Source organism: Arthrobacter sp. R-11, assembly GCF_049913155.1.
GTDB lineage: Bacteria > Actinomycetota > Actinomycetes > Actinomycetales > Micrococcaceae > Arthrobacter.
Genome location: NZ_CP183979.1, coordinates 731639 through 752064, shown reverse-complemented (window position 1 = coordinate 752064; position 20426 = coordinate 731639). Strand labels below are relative to the sequence as shown.

The 20426-nt window shown below is 68.3% G+C and carries 20 protein-coding genes and 1 riboswitch; of the genes, 9 read left to right on the top strand and 11 right to left on the bottom strand.

Annotated features, from left to right (window positions below; all coding sequences use genetic code 11):
* Window positions 1-17 precede the first annotated feature (17 nt).
* A complete protein-coding gene (locus ACN9M4_RS03440) occupies window positions 18-935 on the top strand; it encodes a LysR family transcriptional regulator (protein WP_426302179.1) in 918 nt (305 codons plus the stop codon).
* A 71-nt stretch (window positions 936-1006) separates the two neighbouring features.
* Entirely contained in the window at window positions 1007-1759 is a 753-nt protein-coding gene (locus tag ACN9M4_RS03435; RefSeq protein ID WP_426302178.1) for a phosphatase PAP2 family protein, read from the top strand.
* Here ACN9M4_RS03435 and ACN9M4_RS03430 read toward each other — a convergent pair.
* From ACN9M4_RS03430 to ACN9M4_RS03420, 3 genes are all read right to left on the bottom strand, one after another.
* Window positions 1728-2255 carry a SixA phosphatase family protein gene (locus ACN9M4_RS03430; protein WP_426302177.1) on the bottom strand — a complete coding sequence of 176 codons (528 nt, stop codon included), beginning with the start codon at window positions 2253-2255 and terminating at the stop codon, window positions 1728-1730. The genes ACN9M4_RS03435 and ACN9M4_RS03430 overlap by 32 nt on opposite strands.
* A gap of 70 nt (window positions 2256-2325) precedes the next feature.
* Window positions 2326-3195: a winged helix-turn-helix domain-containing protein gene (locus tag ACN9M4_RS03425; RefSeq protein ID WP_426302176.1), complete on the bottom strand. Its 870-nt coding sequence runs from the start codon at window positions 3193-3195 to the stop codon at window positions 2326-2328.
* A 788-nt stretch (window positions 3196-3983) separates the two neighbouring features.
* Window positions 3984-4850, bottom strand: coding sequence for a hypothetical protein (locus tag ACN9M4_RS03420; RefSeq protein ID WP_426302175.1), 867 nt, complete (start codon window positions 4848-4850; stop codon window positions 3984-3986).
* A 230-nt stretch (window positions 4851-5080) separates the two neighbouring features.
* Here ACN9M4_RS03420 and ACN9M4_RS03415 point away from each other — a divergent pair, with 230 nt between their 5' ends.
* The 3 genes from ACN9M4_RS03415 to ACN9M4_RS03405 all read left to right on the top strand — a co-directional run bounded on the left by ACN9M4_RS03415 (window position 5081) and on the right by ACN9M4_RS03405 (window position 8333).
* Window positions 5081-5818, top strand: coding sequence for a response regulator transcription factor (locus ACN9M4_RS03415; protein WP_426302174.1), 738 nt, complete (start codon window positions 5081-5083; stop codon window positions 5816-5818).
* A gap of 8 nt (window positions 5819-5826) precedes the next feature.
* Window positions 5827-7299 (top strand): HAMP domain-containing sensor histidine kinase, encoded by a 1473-nt coding sequence (locus ACN9M4_RS03410; protein WP_426302173.1) that lies wholly within the window; start codon window positions 5827-5829, stop codon window positions 7297-7299.
* A gap of 160 nt (window positions 7300-7459) precedes the next feature.
* A riboswitch (cyclic di-AMP (ydaO/yuaA leader) is annotated at window positions 7460-7635 on the top strand.
* Between the two features lie 2 nt (window positions 7636-7637).
* Window positions 7638-8333, top strand: coding sequence for a hypothetical protein (locus ACN9M4_RS03405; protein ID WP_426302172.1), 696 nt, complete (start codon window positions 7638-7640; stop codon window positions 8331-8333).
* A gap of 27 nt (window positions 8334-8360) precedes the next feature.
* Here ACN9M4_RS03405 and ACN9M4_RS03400 read toward each other — a convergent pair whose 3' ends face one another.
* Together ACN9M4_RS03400 and ACN9M4_RS03395 are read right to left on the bottom strand one after the other, a co-directional pair.
* Window positions 8361-8702: a DUF5655 domain-containing protein gene (locus tag ACN9M4_RS03400; protein WP_426302171.1), complete on the bottom strand. Its 342-nt coding sequence runs from the start codon at window positions 8700-8702 to the stop codon at window positions 8361-8363.
* A 133-nt stretch (window positions 8703-8835) separates the two neighbouring features.
* Window positions 8836-9204 carry a VOC family protein gene (locus ACN9M4_RS03395; protein ID WP_426302170.1) on the bottom strand — a complete coding sequence of 123 codons (369 nt, stop codon included), beginning with the start codon at window positions 9202-9204 and terminating at the stop codon, window positions 8836-8838.
* Window positions 9205-9266: 62 nt separating this feature from the next.
* Here ACN9M4_RS03395 and ACN9M4_RS03390 point away from each other — a divergent pair, with 62 nt between their 5' ends.
* The 3 genes from ACN9M4_RS03390 (at window position 9267) to ACN9M4_RS03380 (ending at window position 13246) form a co-directional block, all read left to right on the top strand.
* On the top strand, window positions 9267-9740 hold the full coding sequence (locus ACN9M4_RS03390) for a MarR family winged helix-turn-helix transcriptional regulator (RefSeq protein ID WP_426302169.1): 474 nt from the start codon (window positions 9267-9269) through the stop codon (window positions 9738-9740).
* Window positions 9741-9854: 114 nt separating this feature from the next.
* Window positions 9855-11261: a glycosyltransferase gene (locus ACN9M4_RS03385; RefSeq protein WP_426302168.1), complete on the top strand. Its 1407-nt coding sequence runs from the start codon at window positions 9855-9857 to the stop codon at window positions 11259-11261.
* The gene (locus ACN9M4_RS03380) at window positions 11258-13246 is read left to right on the top strand and encodes an ArnT family glycosyltransferase (protein ID WP_426302167.1); all 1989 of its coding nucleotides are present in this window, start codon (window positions 11258-11260) and stop codon (window positions 13244-13246) included. Before ACN9M4_RS03385 ends, ACN9M4_RS03380 begins: the two co-directional genes overlap by 4 nt.
* Here the strand turns inward: ACN9M4_RS03380 and ACN9M4_RS03375 are convergent.
* The 3 genes from ACN9M4_RS03375 to upp form a co-directional block, all read right to left on the bottom strand.
* A complete protein-coding gene (locus tag ACN9M4_RS03375; RefSeq protein WP_426302166.1) occupies window positions 13243-13944 on the bottom strand; it encodes an HAD-IA family hydrolase in 702 nt (233 codons plus the stop codon). The two genes, ACN9M4_RS03380 and ACN9M4_RS03375, sit on opposite strands and share 4 nt — an antisense overlap.
* Window positions 13945-14013: 69 nt before the next feature.
* The gene (locus ACN9M4_RS03370; protein ID WP_426302165.1) at window positions 14014-14391 is read right to left on the bottom strand and encodes a VOC family protein; all 378 of its coding nucleotides are present in this window, start codon (window positions 14389-14391) and stop codon (window positions 14014-14016) included.
* 45 nt (window positions 14392-14436) lie between these two features.
* Entirely contained in the window at window positions 14437-15072 is a 636-nt protein-coding gene (gene upp / locus ACN9M4_RS03365) for a uracil phosphoribosyltransferase (RefSeq protein WP_426302164.1), read from the bottom strand.
* Window positions 15073-15096: 24 nt separating this feature from the next.
* On the opposite strand from upp, the gene tadA reads away from it, so the two are divergent.
* On the top strand, window positions 15097-15606 hold the full coding sequence (gene tadA / locus ACN9M4_RS03360; protein ID WP_426302163.1) for a tRNA adenosine(34) deaminase TadA: 510 nt from the start codon (window positions 15097-15099) through the stop codon (window positions 15604-15606).
* 58 nt (window positions 15607-15664) lie between these two features.
* Here tadA and ACN9M4_RS03355 read toward each other — a convergent pair whose 3' ends face one another.
* Genes ACN9M4_RS03355 through ACN9M4_RS03345 form a run of 3 tightly spaced genes read right to left on the bottom strand, consistent with a single transcriptional unit; the run spans window position 15665 to window position 20417 of the window.
* The gene (locus tag ACN9M4_RS03355; RefSeq protein ID WP_426302162.1) at window positions 15665-16300 is read right to left on the bottom strand and encodes a TetR/AcrR family transcriptional regulator; all 636 of its coding nucleotides are present in this window, start codon (window positions 16298-16300) and stop codon (window positions 15665-15667) included.
* The gene (locus ACN9M4_RS03350; RefSeq protein WP_426302161.1) at window positions 16297-18885 is read right to left on the bottom strand and encodes a PEP/pyruvate-binding domain-containing protein; all 2589 of its coding nucleotides are present in this window, start codon (window positions 18883-18885) and stop codon (window positions 16297-16299) included. The genes ACN9M4_RS03355 and ACN9M4_RS03350 overlap by 4 nt, the downstream gene beginning before the upstream one ends.
* Window positions 18882-20417: an MDR family MFS transporter gene (locus tag ACN9M4_RS03345; RefSeq protein ID WP_426302160.1), complete on the bottom strand. Its 1536-nt coding sequence runs from the start codon at window positions 20415-20417 to the stop codon at window positions 18882-18884. Before ACN9M4_RS03345 ends, ACN9M4_RS03350 begins: the two co-directional genes overlap by 4 nt.
* Window positions 20418-20426 lie beyond the last annotated feature (9 nt).

Sequence of the window (20426 nt, the reverse complement as noted above, 5' to 3'; positions counted from 1 at the left end):
TCATGTACCGTTGCTTCATGATTGAGATCGCAGCACTGCGTGCCCTGGTCGCGGTCGAACAGCATGGCTCGGTGATCGCCGCCGCGGACATCATGGGCTTCAGCCCTTCCGCGGTGTCCCAGCAGATCAAGAAGCTCGAGAAGCAAAGCGGGGTGGCCGTCCTGGAACGCCACGGCCGCGGGGTGCTGCTCACGGACCGCGGCATGGCCCTCGCGGAATACGGGCGGCGGATCCTCGGCGAACTGGAGGAACTGCAGGCCACGCTCCTGGCCGATCCGGCAAGGCCCAGCGGCGTGCTGCGTCTCGTGGCATTTTCCACCGCCTGCAGGGGCCTGGTGGGACCGATGCTGGGGAAGCTCGGCCGGGTATCGGGCGACGGCGACTCCGGGCTGGACATCCGCGTCCTGGCCGAGGATCCACGCGAGGCGGTGCAGCGCGTGGCCTCCGGCGAAGCGGACCTCGGGGTGGTCCACAACTGGAACTCGGTTCCGCTGCTCATCCCGGGGAACATGATCCACGAAAAGCTGTGCACGGACACCGCGGACGTGCTGCTCAACTCCGCGCATCCGCTGGCGGGGCGGTCCGCCGTCGAGGCTTCGGACCTGCTGGGCGAATCCTGGATCAGCACGCCCTCCAACGCCATCTGCAACGAAGCGCTGCTGGCGATCTTCGCCGGCCTCGGCCAGGTGCCGGACATCCGCATGTACGATCCCGATTTCTCCACCCACATCGCCATGGTCCAGCAGGGTGTGGCCGTGGCGCTCGTCCCGCGGCTAGGCCGGCCGGAGCTCCCCTGTGGCGTAGTGGCCGTGCCCGTGCGGAACCCGTCGCAGCAGCGCGAAGTGGGCATCGTCTACCGCAAGACCATGCGTTCCAGCCCCAGCATCCGGCACGTGGTGGGCCTGCTCCGGGAAGCGGCTGCGGAGCTCAACTAACAAAGGCCCCGCCCAGCCGGCATCCAGCAAGCTCCCCGCGTCCGCGCAGTTCCGCCGGGGATCATCGGACCATGCACCTTGCCCTCCGGGAACGCGCCCGGCAACTTTCCGCGCCCCCGCCCGTGCCGCGCTGCTCCCAGCGGGCGCTGTTTTTCTGGGCAGCAGGTCTCCTGCTGGCCGGCGATGCCTTGTTCTGGACCCTGTACGCCCAGGTGCAGACCACCTCGGGCCTCGTGCTGCTCGACGGTCCCGTCCACGACCTCGTCCTCGCAATCCGCGGCCCGTTCCTTACCGCCCTGTTCGGCGCGGTTTCCGCGGCAACGTCGCCCCTGTGGATGTCGGTGATCTGCGTGGGATTCTGCGCGGCCTGGTGGATCCGGCGCCGTGAACTGTGGCGCCCGGCCCTCCTGCTCTTCGCCATGGCCTTCACCGTGGTGGTCACCGGAGTGGTGAAGGAATGGGTGGACAGGCCGCGCCCGCCGGCCCGGGATTTCCTCCTCGGCCCGGACGACGCCCTGTCCTTCCCGTCAGGCCATACCGCGGGGACGGCAGTGTTCCTGTTTGTCCTCGCCTATTTCCTGGCGTCGCGTTCGGGCCAGCGTTCGACGGCGGTGCTCGCCCCGGCAGCAGCTCTTGCCGGCACGCTGCTGGTGGCCTTCAGTCGGGTCTACCTCGGCTACCACTGGATGAGCGACGTGCTGGCGTCGCTCGGGCTGGGACTGGCCGTGACCGCCGTCGTGGTGTTCGCGGACGCGGTACGCCGCGGTCCGGGCGGGGCTGTTTCGGGCGCGGCTATTTCGGGCGCGGGACGGCGAAGTGGGTGAGGCGGGCGTCCTGCCCGTCCAGCTCCGCCCAAGGCTTTTCCAGCTCCATGACCGTCAAGGCACTGGTGGGGTAATGACTGGCGGCATCCATGTACGCCTCATGGTCCGAGTCCCGGGAGGCGAGATGCATGGCGAGGTCCTGGACACCCGGCATATGCGCGAAGACCATGAGCGTCCCAACGGTGTCCGGCACGTGGTTGATGATGCTCAGCATCCGCAGCGCGGAGGCGGCATAAAGGCCGCTCTCAAGTTTCGGCGTCGGCGCCTTCTCACCCAGTTCGCTGCACACCCAGGTGCAGGTCTGGCGGGTCCGCAGTGCCGAAGAACAGAGGATGAAGTCCGGAACGACTTTATGCTTCAGCAGCCACTTGCCTGCCAGCGGAGCTTCCCGGTGACCGCGCTCAGCCAAAGGCCGGTCGTGGTCCGGGACGTCCATCGGCCAATCGGACTTGGCATGGCGCATGATCACCAGGCGCTTGATGTGGTGCTCACTCATGCCCCCAACTTTAGCCGCGGACGCAAGAACGCCCGCTTCCCTCAAGGGAAGCGGGCGCCGTCGTGCGTCGCTAGATCGAGTATTCCGGAGCGGCCCAGACGATGACCTCGGGGTGCTCGTAGAAGCGGTAGCCCTGGCCGCGGACTGTGCGCACGGTGTTGGCAAGGCGGCCCAGCTTGGAGCGCAGGCGGCGGATGTGGACGTCGATGGTGCGCTCGTTCGGCACTTCCTCGGCGTTGCGCCAGAGGCCCTCGAGGAGTTCGTCGCGGCCCACGGTGCGGGTGCCGTTCTCGACCAGGTAGTTCAGGAGTTCGAACTCCTTGAAGGTCAGGTTCAGGGATTCACCGTCGAGGTGCACTTCGCGGCGGGCGAGGTCGATCAGCACGCCGGAGGGGCGGGCTTCCTGCTGCGGCTGCGGACGGACGGCCTCTGCGCGCTGGCGGTTGCCGACTGTGGGGTCACCGAAGGTGGAGCGGACGACGTCGAGAGCGGAACCCGGGGCGCTGGCCGGGGCAACCGCGACGGCGGCGTAGCTCTCGGCGCCGCTCACGAGGGACTGGGCGTAGGCGCGGATTTCCTGGGCGAGCTTGGCAATGGAGGTGCCCGCTGCCGCAGCGGTGTCCTCGTCAATACCCATGTAGAGCACGAAGCCGCGGGCGACGTTGTCGCCGGGGACGGGGCGGATCGCACGCTCGGAAGGCGCAAGGACCGGAGTGGGTGCGGTCAGGGGGGCTGCCTCGTTGGCCGGAACCGCCCGGAGCTGTCCGTAGGAATTGGGGTTGTAGCCCTGGGGAACGTAGCCCGGGGCCTGGCCTGCACCGGCAGGGCCGGGCTGGACGTAGCCAGGGCGACCGCCCAGGCCAGGGCGCAGGCCGGCGTTGGATGCCGCCTTGTTGGCGTTTCGAACAGAGATGTGGACGTATCCGGATGCAACTGACATGGGAGTGCTTACCTCAATGTGAATGGCCGTCATCGCGGCTTCGAATGCTTATACGGTCCCCGCAATGAGTTGGGGAAAGGCGCCCGACGTTGGGCAAGGGACGAATGCCTGGAACTTCTTGGGGTCGGAAGTTAGGCGTACATTCGACAACAGCTCATCGCGATGCCAGCGGGTGCGCTGGTCCCGATTGCTGCGGCTGCAGGTGCTGTTGAGTTCTTGTTCACATTTGAAGTGTGCAACGTAATAAAGGGAACTTGCAAGTAACAAAGCGCAGATCCGTCCACATCCTGAGACGGAAAGGACTATTGTGCGCCAGATCACAATTTCAGAATGTCCAAATGTGACCGACTTCGCTTCGTCACAATCTCAGTCTGAAGCGAAATAATCGAATATTCTTCGCTCAGAATGGCCCTTTTGGAATCTTGACGCGAAAACTCCCGCCTTGCCTGAATCTCAAGATATGAAACATCTCTTGTCCAATCGGGATTCGGCGCGGTCCCAAAAATTTTCCCCGAATCGTCTGCTAGAAGCCCGGGAGAGGCTCTGGTACGGGTGGCTGGAGTGCCTGCAGTGACTCATGGGAGGCACCGGAGAGTTTCCTGAGGCGTACTTGCTGGAACCGCCCCCAGGGCATGCCCGCAAGAGTCCGACGGATTCCGCGGCATCATCCGGGCCGCCCGCTGGCGCACCCGCCGGCTTTGGGCCGGCCAGTTCCGTACGGGTGATTGATGCCGCGGAATCCGACGCCGGAAAACAGGAACGCCTGCTTCACTGCTTCTGGCGGCAGCTCAATTGCTGGAGGTACCCGTGCCTCCGTTTCCGGAAGCACCCGTGCCTGGATCTCGGCCGGGAACGCCGGTGCCGGAATCCTGGACGCTCGATGTTCCCGTGACCAACTGGATGGTCTCTGCCGTGTAATTCCCGGATTCCTGCAAGGCGGTGATTCTTACGGCGCCACCGCTTTGCACGTCCGAGATGTCCAGGGCGCTCCCCTGGTCCTGGTTCATTCTGCGTTGCATGCCCTGCGTCACCACAAGGCCGCTGCCAAGGCTGTAGCTGCGGGTGAACCCGTCCTCGCTCTTGACCGTGATGGAGTCGTCCGAAACCGCGATCACCGTGCCGGTCTGCGAAGCCATGTTCACATATTTCCCGTTCCGCAGGATCACGTATTCGGAATGGACCGCTGCGGCCAGGCCACCAGTCCCCATGCCCAGGCCGTCCGGCGCAAAGCCGCCGCCATTCATGCCGAACCCGCCCGACCCTCCTTGGGCCGGCATGCCGCCCTGCCCGGTCATGCCGCCGGAGCCCTGGGTTCCGGCGTCGGCTGCCGCGCCGGTGCCCGCGGCATAGACGCCGGCAGCGGTTGCTCCGGCGACGACGACGGCGACCCCTCCCGCGATCAGCCCCTTCTTCAGGGTCCACTTGCCGGGCGTGCCCCCGCCCAATGGGGTTCGCCCCGCACTCTGGGCGGGTGCCGGACCCCAGCCAGCGGACGGCTGCCCCGACGGCGGGGCGCCCCAGCCAGCAGAGGGTTGGGCCGCCGTCGGGAATTGTTCCGGCTGAACCGCTTGGAAGGGCTTCCGGGTTTCCGGCACCTGCGCGCGCTCGGCCGGCCCTTCGTGGCCCGGGGTTGCGGGAGGGTCCTGTCGTTCCATGGTCTTCTCCGAATCTTGGGACGGGATCGTTGTCCCGCCCAGACTCAGCGGCATTGCTGTGCAGGGGCTGTGTCACACGGAAGCCCCTCCTGTGAGCTGTTGGCGGCGACGTTCCTTCCCGCTTGCACGAGGAATCCCAGTTCCGGCCCTCGCGATTTAGGCTTAGGACTCACAGCGTGCTCACAGGAAGCGCAAAGCAGGAGCAAACGGCCAGATCGGAGGCTTGTCCCATGGCATCCTCGCACTCCACCAACAACCTTCCCCAGCTCAGCCACCCGGACGGCTCCCCCATCCGAGCCCTCGTCGTGGACGACGAACCCAGCCTCGCCGAGCTGATGAGCATGGGCCTGCGCATGGCCGGCTGGTCTGTCGAAGTCGCCGGGGACGGTCCCGCCGCGGTCAAACTGGCCAAGGACTTCCGCCCGGACGTACTGGTGCTGGATGTCATGCTTCCAGGGTTCGACGGCGTGGAGCTGCTGGGCAAGATCCGCGCCTTCGCTCCGGAGGTGCCCGCGCTCTTCCTCACCGCGAAGGACGACGTCAAGGACCGCATCACGGGGCTGGCCGCGGGCGGCGACGACTACGTCACCAAGCCGTTCAGCATGGAGGAAGTCCTGCTGCGCCTGCACCGCCTGGTCCAGCGCTCCGGGGTGGCCGCCATGGACACGGCGGAACTGGTGGTGGGCGACCTGACCCTGAACGTCGATACCCGCGAAGTGACCCGCGCCGGCCAGGACATCGCGCTCACCGCCACCCAGTTCGAGCTCCTGCGCTACCTCATGGAGAACCCGCGGAGGGTCGTCAGCAAGGCGCAGATCCTGGACCGCGTCTGGGATTACGACTTCGGCGGGCAGGCCAACATCGTGGAACTGTACATTTCGTACCTCCGCAAGAAGATCGACGCCGAGCACCCTCCGATGATCCACACCGTGCGCGGCGCCGGCTACGTCATCAAGCCCGCCGACTAGGGGCAGGCATGTCCAATCTTTCGGGAGCTCCCCGGCGGTCCGGCCCGTACTGGCTGAATCCTGCCACCTGGCATTTGCGGACCCGGCTGATCCTCGTCTCCATGGCCCTGCTCGTGGCGATCTGCGGCGCCGTCGGGATCGTCAGCTACGCCTCCATGGACCTCTTCCTCACCCGGCAGTTGGATAAGCAGCTGACGCAGGCGGCGCACCGCGCCACCGAGTTCGGCAGGCCGCCGTCGGGAGGTCCTGCCGGGCGCGACCCCCTTGAGGCGCGGGGCCAGGGGGCCGGGACGATCAACGCGCGGATTTTCGGGTCGACGGTCAGCAGCGCCGGGTTCATTGACGACGACGGCGTCCGGGCCGATCTCTCGGCGGAGGACAAGGCGGTGCTGCTGGATCTTCCCGGAAACGGCCTGCCCGTGGACCGGAGCCTGTCCAACGGCGACTACCGGCTCGTGGCGACCGCAACGCCCTATGGCGACATCATCGTCACCGGCCTGCCGCTCGCCGCGAAACAAGGCACCGAGGCGTCACTGGTGTGGACCATGGTGCTGGTGTCCCTGGGCGGGCTGGGACTGATCGGCCTCGCAGGGACGGTCATGATCCGGCGGACCATGCGCCCGCTCGAGCAGCTTTCCGAGGTGGCCACCAAGGTTTCGCGGCTTCCGCTCGACGCCGGCGAGGTGGCCCTGGCGGTGCGCGTCCCGAAAACCGCTGCGCATCCCGGCACCGAGGTGGGCAGCGTGGGGCACGCCCTGAATCTCATGCTGGACAACGTCTCCAACGCCCTCGAAGCTCGGCAACGGAGCGAAACGAAGGTGCGCCAGTTCGTGGCCGACGCCTCGCATGAGCTCCGCACCCCGCTGACGGCGATCCGCGGCTACACCGAGCTGTTGCGCATGACCGAAAACTTCAGCGAGGACGGCCGCAAATCCCTGGGCCGGGTGCAGAGCCAATCCGAACGCATGACGGCGCTGGTGGAGGACCTCCTGCTGCTCGCCCGCCTGGACGAGGGCAAGCCGACGGAGTTCGGCGATGTGGACCTCACGCAGCTGGTGGTCGAAACCGTCAGCGACGAGAAGGTCATGGCCCCGGGGCACCTGTGGCAGCTGCAGCTCCCGGACGAACCCATCACCGTCCGCGGCGACGCCTCCCAGCTCCACCAGGTCCTGGCCAACCTGCTTTCCAACGCCCGCAAGCACACCCCGGACGGCACGACAGTCACCACCGGGGTGATGCGTTCGGCCGACGGCGCCGCGGTGATCACCGTGACCGACGACGGCGGCGGCATCGCTCCGGAGTTTCAGGACCGGATTTTCTCCCGCTTCGCCCGGGCAGACGCCGCACGCACCGGCACCGAAGGCAGTTCCGGCCTTGGCTTGTCGATCGTCGAGTCGATCGTGCAGGCGCACGGCGGTTCAGTGGAGGTCAGCTCCCGTCCGGGGTGGACCGAATTCGCCGTGCGGCTGCCGCTTCCCTGAGAAAAACCTGAACCCGCAACGCCGGAGCGCGCCTGCGCAAGGCGACTCACCGCCGTCGTGATGTCCGTTACCTAAATGTGACTTTCGCGTGAGGCTCCTGTACCGTCGAAAGGGTGCGCCGGATATTTCAGGCCACCGCCGGGCAGGCGCCGAGCTCTGCCACTCCCCGGCGCCCCAATAACCCAGGCAGAGACGGGGGACCCAGAGTCTCCGGGCCGTTTCGCGTTCACGAACCGGCCCTTGGGGTGAAGCCGCAAAACCAGAATCTCCGCTGGTGCGGCCGGATGACCTCATCCGAACCCGACAGCTAACTCCGCAGGCGTTGAGAGGTAACCACCATGTCTCCTGCCAAGGATCAGTCGCGCCCGCATGGGCGCCGCCGTGCGGAGGTTTCTGCTCCGCGCACCGTTTTGAAGAAGGCTGCCGCCCTGCGCAGCACCAGCCAGCGCCTGGCCGTCACAGCCGGCGTGGCTGCCGTGCTCCTGGGCGCCGGCGCCGCCGGACAGGCCGCCGACCAGGCGTTCGATGCCAGCCGCGCCTCCGTCTCCGCGCCGGAAGCGGGTGTCACCGCAACCGCCAGCCCGACGCCGTCGGCCATTGCTTCGACGCCCGCCGCCAAGCCTTCCACCCCGGCAAAGCCGGCCACGAAGCCTGCCGCCGTGACCGCCCAGTCGGCCAAGGTGGCCCCGGCCAAGCCCGCCGTCCCGGCAAAACCCGCCCCCGTGAACGACCCCGCTGGCGCCCAGGCCTATGCCGCGAGCCTGCTCTCCTCCTTCGGCTGGGGGCCGGAAGAGATGGATTCGCTGCGGATCCTGTGGACCAAGGAATCGGACTGGACCACCACGGCCGTCAACGCTTCCAGCGGTGCGTACGGCATCGTGCAGTCCCTGCCGGGCGACAAGATGGCCACCGAGGGCGCCGACTGGCAGACCAACTACAAGACCCAGATCCGCTGGGGCCTGAAGTACATCAAGGAACGCTACGGATCGCCGTCGGCAGCGCTGTCCTTCCACTACGCCAACAACTGGTACTGAGCCGCTTCTGCCAGTACGGACGGCCCGTCAGGCCGTGAGCGCGTACGCCTCGCGGATCCAATTCAGCAGTTCGGCATCAATCCCGGAGGGCTCCGTGACGATAACTTCGTTGTGCCACCGGTTGGCGGATACACGCTCCGCCCGGTGCACACGGTCGGATGTGAGCTCCCTCTCGAGAACTATGTTGACCAGGATCCCGCCCCGGCGGGGATGGATCCCGAGGAACGCGCGCCCGTGCGCCACGTGGAAGGATGACGCGTTCTCCTGAAGTTCGCAGCCTTCCAGGGCAAGGACTTGATCCATGAGCGCGCCGTAAATGCTCGATGAAACCGGGTCGCCTTCGATTCGTTCTCTTGCGGTGCGGGCCATCCCGCCAGCATAAGCGCGGGCTTTGCTGCACACCACTGCCGCCGACGCCTCCAGATCTTGACGGCCCGTCCCTTTCGAGGGACGGGCCGTTTCTTGCTTTTCGGTGATGATCCGGCGGGCGGCGTTCGGCGCCTTAGCTCCGGTCGTGGAGGGTGACCTGATAGCCATCGGGATCGGCAAACGTGAACGTGCGACCGAATGGACCGTCGATCGGAGCCGTGATGATCGTATGGCCATCCGCGACGAGGGCGTCGTGAATAGCCTGGACGTCGGTGGCATGAAGCCAGATCGCGGCGCCGATGCCGGGCTGGGCAACGGACGCGAGCTCGGTGCCGGGAACGATGTCCCGCAGGGCGAACGCGATCGGCGTCGTCTCGAAGACGACGGCATGGGGAGGGCCCGCCTGTGAGCGGACGAGGCCGAGGTACTGCTCGTAGAACGCCTGCGACGCGTCAAGATCGCGAGCCTGGAGGGATATGAAGTCAGGGCCGGTAACGGGCATGATGCTACTCCTTCTATTCGTGTCAGATTCCTGACACGCGTCAACTATGTCAGAATTCTGACATGAGTCAAGATGACATGGGTCAGCAAGGGGTCGACCTGGAGACGTCGCTGGGCTACCTGCTGAAAGAGGCGTCGAGCGCCCTACGCGCCGCCATGGAGGCAGTACTTCGCCCGCTCGGGATGACCGTAACGCACTACTCCTGCCTTGAGTTGCTCGCGCAACGTCCGGGGCTGTCCAACTCCGAGCTCGCGCGAGGAGCCTTCGTGACACGGCAATCGATGAACGTGCTGCTCCAAGCCTTGGAGAGGGACGGATACGTGACCCGACCGGCGGAGGATCGCGTTGGGAAAGTTCTTCCCACGCGCCTCACTCCACGCGGTAAGCAGAGCCTCGAGAAGGCGACCGTTGCTGTCCGATCCGTCGAGCTCAGGATGCTGGGCGGCATGACGCAAGACGAGCAGTCCGCCGCTTTCGTAATACTGCAGCGCATGGTGCACGCCCTGCGCAACGACGAGGGTGGATCACAGCGATAAGGCGAAGCTGTAACTTCTTGCCGGGCTCCTCATCCACAGCCATCCACAGCCATCCACAGCCGCAGCACAGCTTGCGCCTAAAGCACGCAAATCCCGCGCCGTCACTGTGGGTCCATGGCACTCACAGACTCAACCACAGCAAGCGCAGACTGCGCGGCCCCGCCATCGGGCACCCGCGGCAGCACCTTCCGGCCTGGCTCCACGGATGCCCGGCCCGGCGGAGCGACCCTGCTCCGGCACGCGCCCGTGGACACCAGTTCCGGCACCGCCGTCCTCGACGTCACCATCCCCGTCTTCAATGAGGAACGCGACCTCGAGGAGTGCGTGCGCAGGCTCCACGGCCATCTGCGCGCCGGTTTCCCGCACGCCTTCCGGATCACCATCGCGGACAACGCCAGCACGGACGGCACCCTGAAGATCGCCGAGCGCCTGGGCCGTGAACTCCGCGAAGTGGTGGCCGTCCACCTCGACGAGAAGGGCCGCGGCAACGCCCTGCGGAAAGTGTGGCTCGCCTCGCCTGCACCCGTGCTGGCCTACATGGACGTGGACCTCTCCACCGACCTCGCAGCCCTCGCCCCGCTACTGGCGCCGCTGATCTCCGGGCACTCGGAGCTGGCAATCGGCACCCGGCTGACCCGCAATTCAAGGGTGGTCCGCGGGCCCAAGCGCGAATTCATCTCGCGCAGCTACAACCTGATGCTGCAATCCCTCATGGGGGCCCGCTTCAGCGACGCCCAATGCGGATTCAAAGCCATCCGGGCCGACGTGGCGCAGCGGATCCTCCCGTACACCCTGGACAAGGAGTGGTTCTTCGACACCGAACTACTGGTCCTGGCCGAACGCTGCGGGCTTCGGGTCCACGAGGTGCCGGTGGACTGGATCGACGACCCCGACTCCAGCGTGGACCTGCTCCGCACCGCGCTGGCCGACCTCCGCGGCATGGCCCGGCTGAGCCGCGACCTGCTCAGCGGCCGCATCCCGGTTCCCGAGCTCCGCGCAGCCCTGGCCCGCGGTCCGTTGCCGGCCTCCGCCCGCACGGCCGAGAAGAACCCACGCAACAGGCTCTTCGGCCAGCTCGTGCGGTTCGGCGCAATCGGCGCGGCGTCCACCCTGGCCTACCTGATCCTCTTCCTGTTCTGCCGCGGCTTCATGGACCCGCAGCTGGCCAATTTCCTGGCCCTGCTGGTGACCGCCATCGCCAACACCGGCGCCAACCGGCGCTTCACCTTCGGCATCCAGGGCGGCGGCGCCGTGCGGCACCATTTCGAGGGGCTCCTGGTGTTTGGCATCGGGCTCGGACTGACCTCCGGGGCCCTCGCCCTGGTGCACGGCAGTGTCCTGTTCAGCACGACGGCGCCCGAGCGTTGGGTGGAAGTCGTCACCGTCGTGGCGGCGAACCTCGCCGCCACGGTCCTGCGCTTCCTGCTGTTCCGCCTGTGGGTGTTCCGGCAGCCGCCCGCGCCGCCTGCTGAAGAGACTGCAACTTCCCGTCCCGTCGAAGCAGAAACGGCAGCACGATGACCTCCACCATGACCCCCGCCACCCCGGCCACCCCGCCGGTCATCACCGGCAATCCGGAACACCGGGACGGAACCCGCTGGTTCCGGATCGCCTTCGGCGGTCAGCCCCGCTGGGTGCGGCCGTCCGCCGTCGGGCTGCTGCTGGCCACCGCGGTGCTGTATCTGTGGAACCTCGCGGCCACCGGCTACGCCAATTCCTTTTATGCCGCCGCCGTGCAGGCGGGCACCAAGGACTGGACCGCGCTGCTTTTCGGCTCTCTCGACGCCGGCAACGCCATCACCGTGGACAAGCCGCCGGCCTCGCTGTGGATCCCCGCACTGGCGGGCCGTGTGTTGGGTTTCTCCCCGTTGAGCATGCTGGTGCCGCAGGCACTCATGGGCGTGGCCGCCGTCGGGCTCCTGTACCTGGCGGTGAAGCGGGTATCCAGCCCCGCGGCGGGCCTGCTGGCCGGCGGCGCCCTCGCATTGACCCCGGCGGCTGCCCTGATGTTCCGCTTCAACAACCCCGACGCGATGCTCACCCTCTGTCTGGTCCTGGCCGCCTACTTGACCACCCGCGCCATCGAACGGGCCGGCTGGAAATGGCTCGCGGCCGCGGGTGCGGTGATCGGCCTGGCGTTCCTGACGAAGATGCTGCAGGGCTTCCTGGTGGTGCCCGGCCTGGGCTTGGCCTACCTGTGGGCCGCACCCACCACGCTGCGGCGCCGGCTGCTGCACCTGCTCGGTGCACTGGGCGGGATCCTCGTGGTGGCCGGCAGCTACATCGCGCTCTTCCAACTCACCCCGGTGTCGGCCCGGCCCTACATGGCAGGCTCGGAAAGCAACAGCTTCCTGGAACTGACGTTCGGCTACAACGGCCTGGGCCGCATCACCGGCTCGGGCGAAGGCATGCCCGGCGGGGGCGGCGGCTTCGGGGACGGTATTGGCGGTGCAGCTGGGGGCATGGGCGGCAACGCCGGTTTCGGCGGCGCGGCCGGGCTGCTGCGCATGTTCGGCACCAGCTTCGGTGCCGAGGTGTCGTGGCTGCTTCCGGCCGCCCTGCTCCTGCTGGCCGCCGGGATGTGGTTCACCCGCCGTGACGCCCGGACGTCCCGCACGCGCGCCGCTCTCCTGCTGTGGGGCGGCTGGCTGCTGGTCACCGCGGGCATCTTCAGCTTCATGAGCGGGATCGTGCACCCCTACTACGCGGTGGCCCTGGCTCCGGCGATCGCGGCCCTGGTAGGCATCGGCAGCGTGGAGCTGTGGCGCGGCCGGGCGCACCTGCCGGCCCGGGTGGTGCTCGCCGCTATTGTCCTTGCCACCTCGATCTGGTCGGCCCTGCTGCTGGCCCGCGATGCTTCGTGGCTGCCTTGGCTGCGCATCGTGGTGGTGATCCTCGGTGTGCTGGCCGCCGCCGCGCTGCTGTTGCGGATGGACATGCTTGCCGGCAAGTTCCGGAAAGCGGCCGCGGCCGCGGTCGTGGTGGCCTCGCTGCTGGCCGGCGGGCTGGGCACGGTTGCCTGGACCTTCGCCACCGCGGCCGTGCCGCACTCCGGTTCCATCCCGACGTCGGGCCCGGCTTCAGCCGCGATGGGCGGCTTCGGAAACCGCGACGGCGGTGCCCTGGGCGGAACAGGCGGCCTGGGCGGCTCACCGGACGCCGAGGGCGGCAACAGCGAGCTGACCGCCCTGCTGTCCGCGAGCACCACGAAGTGGTCCGCGGCGGTGTCCGGCGCGACGCAGGCCGCGAACCTCGAGCTGGCCTCCGGGACCAGCGTGATCGCGCTCGGCGGCTGGAACGGCGGCGATCCCTACCCCACCCTGGCGCAGTTCCAGGAGATGGTGGCCAACGGCGAGGTCAGCTACTTCATCACCGGCGGCATGGGCGGCATGGGCGGCATGGGCGGCATGGGCCGCGGCGGGAGCTCCGAAGTCGCCACATGGGTGGCAGCGAACTTCCAGGCCGAAACCGTGGGCAACTCCACGGTGTACAAGCTGGGGTCCTAGAGGCTGAGTTCGATCCGCGGGCGGCCATCGGCATCCTGGCTGACCACCGCGGAAATACCCGAGTAGTCCGCGATGCGCGGCAGTCCTTCCGCGGCCTGGCCGCCACCGTCGCCCACCACCACGGTGCGCATGCCGGCGGCCCGGGCGGCGGCTATTCCGGCCGGGGCGTCTTCGAAGACCACGACGTCGGCCGGCTCGGCGCCGAGCAGGGCGGCCGCCGCCAGGTAACCTTCGGGGTCCGGCTTTCCGCGCGTGACGGACTCAGCCGTGACCGCCGTCGCGGGCATGTCCAGGCCGGCCGCCCGCATGCGGACCTCAGCGAGCACCCGGTCCGCCGAGGTGACCAGCGCGACGACGTCAGCCGGCAGGGCGCGCAGGAACGCTTCGGCCCCGGCTAGGGCCACAACGCCTTCCGTCCGGGTGCGCTCCATCTGGCCGAGTTCTGCGGTGAGGGCCTCGACGTCGGAGCCGGCCGGGGCGAAGCGGCGCACCGTGTCCCGGGCCTGCACGCCGTGCGACGTCCGCAGGATTTCCGCGTAGTCCAGGCCGTAGCGGGCCGCGAACTCGCCCCACACCTGCTCCACGACCGCCGTCGAGTCCACCAGGGTGCCGTCCATGTCGAAGAGCACGGCACGGACGGAGAGAGCGGTTGCTTCGACGGAAGGGGTGTTGGTTTCGGTGGAGGCGGGCAGGCTCATGGCTCCATCCTGCCCGCCCGGGGTCTTCCGCCCAACCGGGAGACCGTTTGTGTCAGCGGCACGCCGGCCTTAGCCGTTCGGCCGGTGCGGGATGTACTGCACCGCCCATTTGTTGCCGTCCGGGTCGGCGAAGTGCACAAAGTGCCCCCAGTCCTGGATGTCGATGTCGCTGACGTCCACGCCGTTGTTCTTGAGGTGGGCGTGGGCGGCCTGGATGTCGCTGACCACGATCTGCAGGCTCGGTGCCGTGCCGGGAGGCGCATCATTGAGGCCCTCGCCGATCGCGATCGAGCAAGCCGATCCGGGCGGGGTGAGCTGGACGAACCGGAGGCCGTCCATGGGTCGTTCGTCGTAGTCCGCGTTGAAACCGACCTTGTTGACGTAGAAATCCTTGGCCCGGTCCACATCGGACACAGGGACAAATACCAGTTCCAGTTTCCAGTCCATGCGCCACAGGCTAGTGGGGCCCGGGTGAAAACAATAGGGGCTGTCTCAGCCGGCCACGCCGTAAAGGCGGTCGCCGGCGTCGCCCAGGCCGGGAACGATGTACGCCTTGTCGTTGAGCTTCTCGTCGATCGAAGCCAGCACGATCTTGACGTTGGCCTCGGAAAGTTCTTCTTCCAGCTTCGCCAGGCCTTCGGGGGCGGCGAGCAGGCAGATGCAGGTGACGTCCGAGGCGCCGCGCTTGAAGAGGAACTTGATGGCCTCGCGCAGGGTGCCGCCGGTCGCCAGCATGGGGTCGAGCACGAAGATCTGCCGTCCGGTGAGGTCCTCGGGCAGGCGCTCGGCGTAGGTGATGATGTCCAGGGTTTCCTCGTCGCGGGCCATGCCGAGGAAGCCGACCTCGGCAGTGGGGACGAGCTTGGTCATGCCCTCGAGCATGCCCAGGCCGGCGCGCAGGATCGGAACCACCAACGGCGTGGGCTTGGTGAAGGCCGTGCCGGTGGTCTTGGTGACCGGGGTTTCTATCTCCACGGTCTCCGTGCGGACGTCGCGGGTGGCTTCGTAGGCCAGGAGGGTGACGAGTTCTTCGGTGAGTTGGCGGAAGACCGGCGAAGGGGTGTTCTTGTCCCGCAAAACGGTGAGCTTGTGGGCAACGAGCGGGTGGTCCACGACGAGTGTGCGCATGCGTCCAAAACTATCATTGAAGCCATGAGCACCTCCCAGCCGTATCACGCCGAACACGAGGCCTGGATGGGCCTTGCCTTGGACGAGGCGCGCCGGGCGCTGGACACCGAGGATGTGCCGATCGGCGCCGTGGTTCTGGGGCCCGACGGCGGCGTGCTGGGTGCCGGGCGGAACGAACGCGAAGCGCACGGGGACCCCACCGCGCACGCCGAGATCGTGGCGATCCGCGAGGCGGCCGCCGCCCTGCAGCGCCACGCATTGGAGCTGGGTGAGGGCGGGGACGGCTGGCGCCTGGAGGACTGCACCCTGGTGGTCACCCTGGAACCGTGCGCGATGTGCGCCGGGGCGATCGTGCTGGCCCGGATTCCGCGGGTGGTGTTCGGTGCCTGGGACGAGAAAGCCGGAGCGGTTGGCTCCGTGTTCGACATCCTCCGCGAGCGCCGGCTCAACCACTGGGTGGAGGTCTACCCGGGGGTCCGGGAGGCCGAGTGCGCGGCGCTGCTGCGGGACTTCTTCGCGGCGCACCGGGGATAGCGGCGCACCAGGGATAGCGGCGCACAGGGGATAGGGCGCAGGGCGTACGGGGGCCGGCTTACCCTTCCGGGGAAGTCTCCGGACGCCTTGCCGGGCGGACCCCGAAAAGCGGCAGCACGACGTCGTCCACCACCTCCTGGAGGTAGTCGTCGCCGACCGGCAGCCCCGAGAAAAGGACCCGATGCCGCAGGAGCGCCGGTCCTGCTTCCAGCCTTCTTTCGGTGACCAGGGACGCGTCGCACTCGCCGCGTGCCACCGCCCGGCCGACGATCTCGCGCATGGTCCGCACCATGTTCCCGCGCCCGAATTCCCTGATCTGCGCGGCAGCTTCCGGATTCTGCAGGGATTCCCCCAGCAGGCCGAGCATCGCTTCCCCCAACACTCCGTCCAGCAGGCGGACGATCTGCCTCATGAGGGCCAGGACATCACCGCGCAGGCTCCCGGTGTCCGGCACGGAGCTGTCATTCGGCATCACGTCATAGGCGGCGTCCAGCACCAGCGCCGCCCTGCCGGGCCAACGCCGGTAGAGCGATGCCTTGCTGGCCCGCGCGCGTTCGGCGACCCGTTCCATGGTCAGCGCGGCATATCCGGATTCGGCGATTTCGGCACGCACTGCCTCGAAGATGGCGCTGTTCAGGGCAGCGCCACGGCGGCGGGGCTGCTTGCGGTGGTCGGCTCCAGGCGCGGGCGTCACTGCCCTGCCCCTTCGGCGGCCCTGACGTCTCCCCGGTTGCCGTCGACCAGCACAAGCTGGCCGTCGTGCAGGACGCTGGTGCCGTTGCCCGTTCCCATGACGGCCGGTATCCCGTATTCGCGCGCCACAATCGCAGCGTGCGAGCCGACGCCGCCGGCATCCACCACTACGGCCGCCGCGCGCTGGAACAGGGGTGTCCACGAGGGGTTGGTATACGGGCAGACCAGGATTTCGCCGCTGAGCAGCGAGCCGAAGTCCTGCGGCCCGCGGATGATGCGCACGGCCCCAGAGGCCTGGCCGCGGCTGGCCCCTGTGGCGCTGAGGAGCGCCCCTTCCGCAGGGCGGACCTCGGCGAACAGCACCGCCGGGTCCAGGAGCGGGATCCCTTCGAGTTCGCGGCGTTTGGCGGCCCGGGCAAGCACCAGCGGGCGGTACCGTTCGCGCACCCAGGCCGGCAGCGCGCCGCCGTCGGGCATCTCCGTGACCCCTTCCAGCTCACCGAAACGCAGGTGGTACACGTCCTCCGGCGCGTCCAGCACTCCGGCATCCACCAGGCGGTGGCCCAGTTCCAGCTGCGCGCGGCGCAGCGGCGGCAGCACCATGGTGGCGCAGAAGTGGCTGTCCTCGCGGAAGGCCATGCCGGCCTTGGCACCGTCGACGGCGGCGAGCACCAGGCGGCGCACCGCACCAAGGCGCAGGGCAGGGTGCCGTTTGAGCTCGGCCAGCGCGGCGCCGGTCTGGTCTGCGGCGTCGGGGCGTTCGGCCATCATCGCCTTGACGAGGCCGAGGACAAGCTCCGGGGCATCAGACCAGGTGGGCGCACTGCTGAGCACCACGCTGATGGTTTCGCGGTGGCCGAATTCGGCCAGGAACGCATGGAATGCCGTCCGGAACCCGGAAAACGCCGGATCGTGCTCCACCCGGTCCACGAGTCCCTCCAGATCCCCCCGGGTGCCGGCTACGGCAAAGGCCTGCGAAAGGACGGCGTCGCCGCGGACCCCGGCCGCGAGTTCTTCCAGGGCGCGGTTGGCCTGGCTGGTCCGGGTTTCGGCGCCTGCGATGAGGGCGGAACCGAGCCGGGGTTTCCCCAACAGCAGGAGCATGAGCCGCAGTTTCCCCTGCGGTACGAAGGAGCCCGGCAGGTACGACACGCGCAGATCGGTGATCTTCTCCATCGCGGCGAAGGCATCCCTGGCCAAGCCAAGCACCCCGGCCCAGCTGAGCCGTGCCGGATCCTGCTCCCGCAACCGGGCCACCTCGGCCAGGAAATCCGCGAAACGGCTGTCCCGGGTCCAGTCTGCCGGCTTGAAGCGGTGCACCCGCCGGGCCACGGATACAGGGGCTGCGATGGTGCGGAGGGTGGGCCTTGGCACCGGAGGCAGCAACTGCACCACCACGCCGTCCTCTTCCGGCAGGATCTCCCGTACCGGCGGGAAGACCACGCCAACGCTGCCTGCCATCCGCCCGAGCATGGCGAACACACCGCGTTCCATCCATCCCGAGACGTCCAGCGGATAGGGCCGCTGTTGGAACATCTCCACGAAGAACGGGCCCACCAGGCGCTGGATGCGGTTGAGCACCGGAGGCTGGGGCGGCAGCGCCGTCATGGGACGTGATTGGAGCACCTGGATGCGGCCCTCCGAAATAGCCCACTCCATGTCCTGTGGCCGGCCGAAGAGAGCCTCGGCCCGCCGGGCCAACGCGGCCAGTTCCGCCAGCTCGGGCCCGGTCAACGACGGCGCGGATGGGGAGGGTCCCGGTGCTTCGTCGCGTTCCACTTGGGCCGTCCCGCCGCCCGCCACGGCGCGGATCACCACTTCGTGCCCGCCGGGCGTGAAGGACACCGTGTTGCCCTCGCCGTCCAGGACGTAGTGCTCGGGCGTCACCAAGCCGGACACCACCGCTTCGCCCAGCCCGGCACCCGCATCCACCACGATTTCGCCACGCTCCCCCGTGACCGGGTTGGCACTGAACATGACCCCGGCAATCCGGGCGTCCACCATTTTCTGCACGACGACGGCGATCGCTACGGTGTGCGGGTCAATCCCCTGGCGCTGGCGGTAGGCCACGGCCCGGTCCGTCCAGAGCGAAGCCCAGCACCGGACGACGGCGTCGAGCACCTCGGCCTCGCCGACGACGTTGAGGAAGGTGTCCTGCTGGCCCGCGAACGCGGCGCCGGGCAGATCCTCCGCGGTGCCACTGGACCGCACCGCCACAGCGCCGCCGCCCAAAGCCGCATACGCCGCGGCGATCTCCGCCCGCACGCCAGGCGGCACCGTGGCTGCGGCGAACAGCCCACGGATCGCCCCGGCGTCGGGGGTTCCGCTTCCCGCTCCGCGCTCCGTCCCGCCCGGCAGCGCCGGGTCCGGCAGCGCCGCGTCCGGCAACGGCCCGTCCAGCAGCGCCTGGAGCTGCGCGCCCAGCCCGGTGTCCCTCAGCAGGGCGGAGTACGCGGCCGTGGTGACAACGAAGCCGTCCGGAACGGGGAACCCGTGCCGCGCCAGTTCGCCCAGATTGGCACCCTTCCCGCCGGCCGCGGGGAGGTCCTGTGTTCCGAATTGGGCGAGGGTACCGGTGAATTTCATTGCGGGGCTCCCGGAGTGGTTTCTGATGGTGCGTCGGAGTAGGAGGTGGTGCGCAGTTCGCGTTCGGGTAGGAACAAGGTGGCCACGAACGCCGCAAGCAGCACCAGCGCGGCATAGCCGAAGACCGGCGGCAGTGCCCGGCCAAAGGCCTCCGCGACGGCGGCCCGGTCCTGCACGGGCAGCGCTTCCAGTGCCTTGGGGGTAAGGGAGTTGATGCGGCTGCCGAGGGCTGCCGCGACGTCGCGCGGGACGGCTTCGGCGAAGCGGGCCGCGATAAGGGAGCCGAGGACGGCGACACCCACCGAGCTGCCCACTTGCCGCAGGAAGGCAACGGTGGATGTTGCGGTGCCGAGGTGGCGGCGTTCCACCGAGTTCTGCACCACCAGCACCATGACCTGCATGACCAGGCCGATTCCCAGGCCCAGGAGCACCATGGCCGCCATGACCAGCCACGGGCTGCTGCCGGCGTCGAGCCTGCTGAACAGCAGGACCCCCAGCCCCGCGAGCAGGTTCCCGGCCACCGGATACGCCTTGTAGCGGCCGGTGCGGGTGATCAGCACACCGGATACCGACGTCGTGAGCAGGATGCCGGCCATCAAGGCGATGAGCATGCCGCCCGAGGCTGTGGCGGACATGCCCATGCCCACCTGCAGGAATGCGGGCAGGTAACTCACGGAGGCGAACATGGTGAAGCCGATCAGGAAGCTGACCGCCGTGGGGATCGAGAATGCGGGGTCGCGGAACAGTCCCAGCGGAATGACGGGATCGGGTACGCGCCGGGCGGTGAACAACCAGCCGGCGACGGCGGCGGATGCGACGGCCGCGAGCACCGGAACCAGCCACTCCGGTCCGTTGTGGACGCCCCCGCTGCAGAGCAGGATGACCGCGACGATCGCCAGGCTCAGCAGGGCCGAGCCGCCGTAGTCCACACGGCGTCCGCGGGGCACTGGCGGCAAATGCAGGGTCAGGGAGACCACGGCAAGGGCGATGAGCCCCAGCGGGATGTAGCCGTAAAAGATCCAGCGCCAGGAAACCAGGTCCACCACGGCACCGCCGGCCAGCGGGCCTGCCACCGCTGCGACGACGAAGGCGGCGCCGATCAAGCCAAGGAGCCTCCCGCGTTCGCGTGGGCTGACAAGTTCGCCGATCACCGCCTGTGCTGCGATCATCAGGCCGCCGCCACCGGTACCCTGGACCGCCCGGCAGGCGATCAGTTCGGGTACGGACTGGGCAAGGGCGCAGAGCCCGGCGCCAACGGTGAACAGGACGAGCGAGCCCTGCAGGACCCGCTTCCGGCCGTAGGCATCGCCCAGTTTGCCGGTCAGGGGCATGGCTGCCGTAGCGGCCACGAGGTAGCCCGTGATGATGGCGGACATCTGGTCCAGGCCGTTGAGCTCTCCGGCCACGGTGGGAAGGGCCGAGGCCATGATGGTCTGGTCCAGGGCCCCAAGGAACATCACCAGGAGGAGCCCGGGCAGGGCCGCCCGGATCGCGTGCGGTATTGCGGGTCTGGCGCGCTGCGTGCTGTCCATGCCATGTCC

What these genes read in the sequence shown, in the direction of transcription:
- ACN9M4_RS03440 (WP_426302179.1), top strand. Translation starts at nt 18, where the DNA reads ATGATTGAGATCGCAGCACTGCGTGCCCTGGTCGCGGTCGAACAGCAT.
- ACN9M4_RS03435 (WP_426302178.1), top strand. Translation starts at nt 1,007, where the DNA reads ATGCACCTTGCCCTCCGGGAACGCGCCCGGCAACTTTCCGCGCCCCCG.
- ACN9M4_RS03430 (WP_426302177.1), bottom strand. Translation starts at nt 2,255, where the DNA reads ATGAGTGAGCACCACATCAAGCGCCTGGTGATCATGCGCCATGCCAAG.
- ACN9M4_RS03425 (WP_426302176.1), bottom strand. Translation starts at nt 3,195, where the DNA reads ATGTCAGTTGCATCCGGATACGTCCACATCTCTGTTCGAAACGCCAAC.
- ACN9M4_RS03420 (WP_426302175.1), bottom strand. Translation starts at nt 4,850, where the DNA reads ATGGAACGACAGGACCCTCCCGCAACCCCGGGCCACGAAGGGCCGGCC.
- ACN9M4_RS03415 (WP_426302174.1), top strand. Translation starts at nt 5,081, where the DNA reads ATGGCATCCTCGCACTCCACCAACAACCTTCCCCAGCTCAGCCACCCG.
- ACN9M4_RS03410 (WP_426302173.1), top strand. Translation starts at nt 5,827, where the DNA reads ATGTCCAATCTTTCGGGAGCTCCCCGGCGGTCCGGCCCGTACTGGCTG.
- ACN9M4_RS03405 (WP_426302172.1), top strand. Translation starts at nt 7,638, where the DNA reads ATGTCTCCTGCCAAGGATCAGTCGCGCCCGCATGGGCGCCGCCGTGCG.
- ACN9M4_RS03400 (WP_426302171.1), bottom strand. Translation starts at nt 8,702, where the DNA reads ATGGCCCGCACCGCAAGAGAACGAATCGAAGGCGACCCGGTTTCATCG.
- ACN9M4_RS03395 (WP_426302170.1), bottom strand. Translation starts at nt 9,204, where the DNA reads ATGCCCGTTACCGGCCCTGACTTCATATCCCTCCAGGCTCGCGATCTT.
- ACN9M4_RS03390 (WP_426302169.1), top strand. Translation starts at nt 9,267, where the DNA reads ATGAGTCAAGATGACATGGGTCAGCAAGGGGTCGACCTGGAGACGTCG.
- ACN9M4_RS03385 (WP_426302168.1), top strand. Translation starts at nt 9,855, where the DNA reads ATGGCACTCACAGACTCAACCACAGCAAGCGCAGACTGCGCGGCCCCG.
- ACN9M4_RS03380 (WP_426302167.1), top strand. Translation starts at nt 11,258, where the DNA reads ATGACCTCCACCATGACCCCCGCCACCCCGGCCACCCCGCCGGTCATC.
- ACN9M4_RS03375 (WP_426302166.1), bottom strand. Translation starts at nt 13,944, where the DNA reads ATGAGCCTGCCCGCCTCCACCGAAACCAACACCCCTTCCGTCGAAGCA.
- ACN9M4_RS03370 (WP_426302165.1), bottom strand. Translation starts at nt 14,391, where the DNA reads ATGGACTGGAAACTGGAACTGGTATTTGTCCCTGTGTCCGATGTGGAC.
- upp (WP_426302164.1), bottom strand. Translation starts at nt 15,072, where the DNA reads ATGCGCACACTCGTCGTGGACCACCCGCTCGTTGCCCACAAGCTCACC.
- tadA (WP_426302163.1), top strand. Translation starts at nt 15,097, where the DNA reads ATGAGCACCTCCCAGCCGTATCACGCCGAACACGAGGCCTGGATGGGC.
- ACN9M4_RS03350 (WP_426302161.1), bottom strand. Translation starts at nt 18,885, where the DNA reads ATGAAATTCACCGGTACCCTCGCCCAATTCGGAACACAGGACCTCCCC.
- ACN9M4_RS03345 (WP_426302160.1), bottom strand. Translation starts at nt 20,417, where the DNA reads ATGGACAGCACGCAGCGCGCCAGACCCGCAATACCGCACGCGATCCGG.